Here is a 6,250-nt window from a genome sequence, read left to right on the forward strand (position 1 = left end):
CTGGCGGACTGGGCCGGCCCCGAGGCGGGTTTCCTGCGGCGCTTCTACCCGCTGGGCGCGGACGAGATCCACTACGACGCCACCCCGGCCCTGGAGAAGGCCTACGCCTGGGTGCAGGGCCTGGCCGAGCAGTCATTCGTGGGCACCGAGTCGCGCCTGCAGACCGCGGTGGACCTGCTGCGCCAGATCGCCCAGGGCACCGAATCCGACCCTGCCAAGCGCCTGGATCAGCTCGAGCGCCGCAAGCAGGACATCGAGCGGGAGATCGCCCAGCTGCGCGAGGATCCGCAGGCCGGCCTGCTGGACCGCACCGCGGTCCGCGAGCGGTACCAGCAGTTCGCCACCACCGCCCGCGAGCTGCTGGCCGATTTCCGGCAGGTGGAGGAGAATTTCCGCGCCCTGGACCGCTCGGCGCGCGAGCGCATCGCCACGTGGCAGGGCAGCAAGGGCGAGCTGCTGGCCGAGCTGGTCCACGGCCGCAGCATGATCGACTCCTCCGACCAGGGCCGCAGCTTCCAGGCCTTTTACGACCTGCTGCTGTCCACCTCGGGCCAGGAGGAGCTGTCCATGTTGCTGGATCGGATGACCGGCATCGAGGAGGTCGGCGCCGACCGCCGCCTGCGCACCGTCCACCACAGCTGGGCCGAGGCCGCCGAGCGCACCCAGCACACGGTCCGTAGCATCTCCGAGCAGCTGCGCCGCTTCACCGACGACCAGGTGTGGCTGGAGAACCGCCGGGTGCTGGACCTGGTGCGCCAGATCGAGACCACCGCCCTGCACCTCCGCGAGGGCGAGCTGCCGAGCTCTGGGCTGGAGCTCGAGGAGACCAGCATCGACGTTGCGCTGCCCACCGACCGCCCCCTGTTCACCGTCCGTCCGGCCTCGGAGGTCAATAGTGACCTGGAGCCGGTCGAGGCCGAGGAGGTGGACACCTCGGTGCTGGCCAACCAGGTCGTGGTGGATCCCGCGCGCCTGGCCACCCGCATCCGGTCGCTGATCCCGGTGCACGGCACCGCGCGGCTGGAGGACATCATCTCCCTGTACCCGCTCCAGCACGGCGCGGCGGAGATCGTCGGCTACCTGGCGTTGGACGAGGACGATCTCGAGGTGACCACCCACGAGCATGAGGAGACCGTGATCGAGTACCACGAGGCAGGCAGGCACATGCGCGCGACGATGCCGCGGGTGGAGGTCACCCGCCGATGACCGCCTCAGGATCCAACACCTCCGACCATGCAGTGGGGGACCGTGTCACCGCCGGCCGTGTCACCCCCGAGCGCGCCGTGGCGGTCAGCGCCATCCGCCTCATGCAGGGCGTCGTGTACCAGGAGTCCGACGCCTGGGACGACCTGGTGCGCCACCAGGGCGCCGTCCGTGACCACTTCGCCGTCGTAGGGCTTGAGGTCGTTGTCGACGACGACGAGGGCTACGCCTACCTGCGGACCGCTGATACCCCGGAGGGCGAGAACGCTCTTCCCCGTGTCATCCGGCGACGAACTCTGACGTACGCCGACAGCCTCCTGCTGGTCCTCCTTCGGAAGCGCCTGGCCGAGTTCGAGTCGGCCGGCGACCCCGGCCAGTTGGTGCTCACCCACGACGAGATCGTGGAGATGATCCAGCTTTTCCTGCACCGCAGCACCGACGAGGCGCGCGAGCAGCACCAGATCGACGCCTCCATCAACCGGCTCGTCGGCATGGGGTTCCTGCGCCAGCTCAAGGACCGCAAGGGGGAGTGGGAGGTGCGCCGCATCCTCAAGGCGTATGTGGACGCCGAGACGCTCTCGGACTTCTCGGCCAAGCTCGCCGAGTACGCCGACGCGGACGCCGCGGACGAGAGGGACGCAGGCGAGAGCACCGCCGACGAGGGCGTCGGCCACGCGCGCGCCGCTGACGAGAGCACCGCCCACCACGCGAGCGAGGACATCTGATGACCAGCGGCCTGTTCTCCTCGGTCGAGCTCGGCAGCGGTGAGCGCCCCGGGTTCCGACTGGCCCGCCTCGAGGTCCTCAATTGGGGCACCTTCGACTCCCGGGTGTGGAACCTCGAGCCGGCGGGGGAGACCCTGCTGCTCACCGGCGACATCGGCAGCGGCAAGTCCACCCTGGTGGACGCGGTGAGCACGCTGATGCTGCCCTCGCACCGGATCGACTACAACAAGGCCGCCGGCGCCTCCCGCAAGGAGCGCACCCTTCGCTCCTACGTTGAGGGCCATCACAAGACCGAGCGCAACGAGGCCACCGGCAGCGTCCGCTCGGTCGGGCTGCGTGACGGCCACTCGTACTCGGTGATCCTCGGCGTCTTCCGCAACGAGGGGTACGGCGAGGAGGTCACCCTCGCCCAGGTCTTCCAGCAGCAGGAGGCCACCGGCCAGCCGTGGCGGCGCTTCATCACCGCCGACCGGGCGCTGTCCATCGACCCGGACTTCACCGGCTTCGGCTCCGACCTCGGCGCCCTCATCACCCGCCTGCGCGACAGCGGGGCCGTGGTGGACAAGGACTTTCCGACCTACGGACGCGCCATGCGACGCCTGCTCGGCATCCGCTCGGAGCAGGCTATGGAACTGTTCCACCAGACCATCTCCATGAAGTCCGTCGGCGACCTCAACGAGTTCGTCCGCACCCACATGCTCGAACCCGTGGACGCCTCCGCCCGCATCGAAGGCATCCTGCGCCACTTCGAGGACCTCACCCGCGCGCACGACGCCGTCACCCGCGCCCGGACCCAGCTCGCCGCCCTCGAACCGCTGGTCGAGCAGATCCACACCTACGACACCGCGCTCGAGCGCCGCGAACGGCTGCGCGAGGAGCGACTGGCCCTGCGCCCGTACTTCGCCGAGCTCCGCATCTCCCTGCGCCAAGCTGAGATCGACACGCTGACCACCGAGGTCGCCTCCGCCAAAACCGAGGTGGTCCGCCTCCGGGAGAAGGCCAGAGAACTGGCCACCGAGCGCGAGGCCCTGGTCACCGCGCGCGCCGAATCCGGCGGCAACCGCATAGGCGACCTCGAGCGAGATGCCGCCGCGGCCCGGGAGCAGCTGGAGGAGCGTCGTCGTCGTCGGGATCGGTTCACCGACGCGGTGACCCGCGCCGGCCTGGACCCTGTCACCGACGAGGCGGCCTTCTCCCGCCTACCCGAGGCGATCGCTGCACGTGAGGCCGAGCTGGACTCCCACGGTGTCGACCTGGCCACCCGCCACAACGCGCTGGTCATGGAGCACGGCGAGCGCAAACGCCAGCTGCGTGAGGTGCAGCAGGAGCTGACCGGCCTGACCGGGCGGACCAGCAACCTGCCCACCGAGCAGCTGCAGGTGCGCGCGCAGCTGTGCGCTGAACTCGGCCTGGACGCCGCCGATCTGCCCTTCGCCGGCGAGCTGATGGACATCGCCGCCGAGCACGCCCAGTGGCGCGGCGCCGCGGAACGCGTCTTGCGCGGATTCGCCCTGTCCCTGCTCGTGCCGCAGGAGCACTACGCCGACGTGGCCGAGTGGGTGGATTCTCGCCGGCTCACCTCCCGCCGCGCTGACGGCCGCGAGGTGGGCGTGCGGCTGGTCTACGAGCGGGTCCCCGAGAAGCACGTGCCGCTGCAGCGGCCCCAGACCAACGGGCTGCTGCTCGCGGACACCGTGGAGATCGCCGACTCGCCCCTGCGCGGGTATCTGGCCAAGGAGCTCTACGCCCGCGCCGACCACCTGTGCGCGCAGACCATGGAGGAGTTCCGCCGCGCCGACCGCGCCGTGACCGTGCAAGGGCAGATCCGCTCCCGCAACCGGCACGTCAAGGACGACCGCACCGCCACCACCGACGCCCGGAACTGGGTGCTGGGCTGGCGCAACGAGGACAAGGTCGACGCCCTCCGCGCGCGGTGCGCCCGACTCGAGGGCGAGGTTGCCGAGCTGGCCACCCGGCTCGACGCCGCCACCGCCGAGCAGACCGCGGCCGGCCAGGCCCGCACCGCGCTGGTGCGGCTGGCCGAGTATCCGTCCTGGCGGGACCTGGACTGGGCCGAGGCCCAGCAGCGGGCCGATTCCGCCGAGGCCGAGCGGCAGCGGCTTGTCCGCGGCAGCGACGAGCTGTCTGAGATCGACCAGCGGATCGCCGACCTCGACGCCCGCGCCGCCACCGTGGCCGACGACGAGCGGGAGCTGTCCGACCACCGCAGCCGCTGGCAGTCCAGCATCGATCACGAGCAGCGCCAGATGCTCCGGGACCAGCGGGTGATCGACGAGCTGGACGAGGCCCTGCTGGAGTCGGCGCGCGAGGTGTACCCGCGGCTGCGCGAGCGGCTCGGGTACGGCGAGGACCCCGGCGCCGAGCTGGCGCAGACCGCTGACGAGGCCCACTCCGCCGAGGCGGCGCTGTCGGATGCGATCGACGCCGACGTTGAGCGCGCCCAACGGGAGCTCAACGGCCTCACCACGCGGATCCACCAGGCCATGGCGGAGATCCGTCGCACCTGGCCGGAGCAGACCAAGGAGATGGACGCGGCCGTGGCCGCCCGCGCCGAGTACGTGCGGTTCCACGCCCGACTGGCCGACGACGACCTCCCGCGGTTCGTGGACGAGTTCGAGAGCCAGCTGCGCAAGAACACCATCCGCGAGCTCGCAGGCTTCCATAACTGGCTGCTGCGTCAGGCCGATGACATCGGGCAGAAGATCGAGAAGACCAACGAGGCGCTGGGCGCGATCGACTTCAACCCGGGTCGGTTCGTGCGCCTGGACTGTGAGAACACGGTCAACCAGGAGGTGCGCCAGTTCCGCGCCGACCTACGCGGCGTCACCGACGACGCCTTTGGCGGCGACGGGCAGTACTCCGAGAGCCGCTACGAGCAGGTGCGTGCCATCCTCGAGCGGCTCCGCGGCCGGGAAGGCCACAGCGACTCCGACCGCGCGTGGCGCCTGCGGGTCACCGATGTGCGCAACTGGTTCACCTTCTCCGCCTCCGAGAGGGACCGCGAGACCGACCGCGAGTTCGAGCACTACCGCGACTCCGACGGAAAGTCCGGCGGGCAGAAGGAGAAGCTGGCCTACACCATCCTCGCTGCCTCGCTGGCCTACCAGTTCGGACTGGAGTGGGGAGCGGCCAAGGCCCGGGACTTCCGGTTCGCGGTGATCGACGAGGCCTTCGGTCGCGGCTCGGATGCTTCCACCCTCTACGCGCTGGAGCTGTTCGCCAAGCTGGGTATCCAGCTGCTCATCGTGACCCCGCTGCAGAAGGTGCACGTGATCGCTCCGTACGTGCGGACGATCGGCTACGTCGACAACGTGGAGGGCCGCTACTCGCGGCTCGTGCAGATGACGACCGAGGAGTACCAGAAGCAGAACGGGCTGGGCTGAGGAGCGGCCCGAAAGGGCCGATCTCAGTCAGTTCGTCGCGCGCTATCTGGCCGTCGGCGGCAGTAGGTTGGCTTTCATGGCCCCACATCAGAGCGACTCGGCAGTCCAGAGGGATGCCGAGATCGCGATCGTCGACGCCCTGGCGACCAAGCTCAAAGTGGCGCTGGTCCGTGGGGGATCGCTGACGCTCAGCGGGGGAGTGCGCATCCACCTCGACGCTCGGAGCGAAGACGGGAAGTTCGCGGTGGAGGCGTACGCGCGACAGGGAAGGCTCAAGGGCGGCCAGCTCAAGAAGATCGCCCAAGACGTTCTGAAGCTCGCGCTACTTCGGAGCGAACCGGACTACAGCGACGTTCGGCCGATCATCGTGTTCGCGAGCGAGGAAGCGCGGTCGTCGATCACCGGCTGGGTCAAGCATGCCGCCAGCGCCTTCGGCGTCGAGCTTCACGTGGTCGACATCGATCCGGGTCTACGCCACGCCATACTCGCGACCCAGCGTCGGCAGAGGATGGTCAACGTCTACCTGACGGCCGTGGCAGACGACCTCACCATTGACGAATGAGACGGGTCGCCCACCGCCCGAATGATCATGGCCGATTCCACGGACTTTCCCTGTCGCGGAGAATCCACGAGCCGAAGGCGCGTCAGGGCGTAGCTGAAGGCCCACGCGCCGAAACTATCGCTGACCTGGACAAACGGCCGCGATTTGGCTTTGCAGACAGGCCCGTGTAACTTTATCGGAGCCGCCAGGGAGCGGGGCCGGAACGAGAGAGACGGCCCAGCGAGCAGGTGGCGAGCCGGAGTAGGTGAGCGGCGGTCCTGGTTTTGACTGGGGCGGCCGGGAGACTTACACTGGAGAAGTTGCCCCGAAATGGGCAGCGAGCCCCGCGAGACGGTGACTGTGAGGTCGTCGTGGAG

4 protein-coding genes are annotated in these 6,250 nt (G+C 69.6%); all 4 read left to right on the forward strand.

What is annotated here, in order from left to right; all coding sequences use genetic code 11:
• Positions 1-1,206 (forward strand): DUF3375 domain-containing protein (locus DCI01S_RS15640; protein ID WP_061230079.1); only part of this gene is annotated, 1,206 nt, incomplete at its 5' end.
• Entirely contained in the window at positions 1,203-1,928 is a 726-nt protein-coding gene (locus DCI01S_RS15645; RefSeq protein ID WP_061230080.1) for a DUF4194 domain-containing protein, read from the forward strand. The genes DCI01S_RS15640 and DCI01S_RS15645, both read left to right, overlap by 4 nt.
• The gene (locus DCI01S_RS15650) at positions 1,928-5,332 is read left to right on the forward strand and encodes an ATP-binding protein (RefSeq protein ID WP_061230081.1); all 3,405 of its coding nucleotides are present in this window, start codon (positions 1,928-1,930) and stop codon (positions 5,330-5,332) included. The genes DCI01S_RS15645 and DCI01S_RS15650 overlap by 1 nt, the downstream gene beginning before the upstream one ends.
• Before the next feature lie 76 nt (positions 5,333-5,408).
• Complete coding sequence (locus tag DCI01S_RS15655; RefSeq protein ID WP_061230082.1) at positions 5,409-5,894, forward strand: hypothetical protein; 486 nt, start codon at positions 5,409-5,411, stop codon at positions 5,892-5,894.
• The last annotated feature ends 356 nt before the right edge of the window (positions 5,895-6,250 follow it).

Origin of the sequence: Dietzia cinnamea NBRC 102147, assembly GCF_001571065.1 — a bacterium.
Lineage (GTDB): Bacteria > Actinomycetota > Actinomycetes > Mycobacteriales > Mycobacteriaceae > Dietzia > Dietzia cinnamea.

Excerpts from the sequence above, each read along its gene's own strand:
- DCI01S_RS15645 (WP_061230080.1), top strand. The coding sequence starts at position 1,203 with ATGACCGCCTCAGGATCCAACACCTCCGACCATGCAGTGGGGGACCGT.
- DCI01S_RS15650 (WP_061230081.1), top strand. The coding sequence starts at position 1,928 with ATGACCAGCGGCCTGTTCTCCTCGGTCGAGCTCGGCAGCGGTGAGCGC.
- DCI01S_RS15655 (WP_061230082.1), top strand. The coding sequence starts at position 5,409 with ATGGCCCCACATCAGAGCGACTCGGCAGTCCAGAGGGATGCCGAGATC.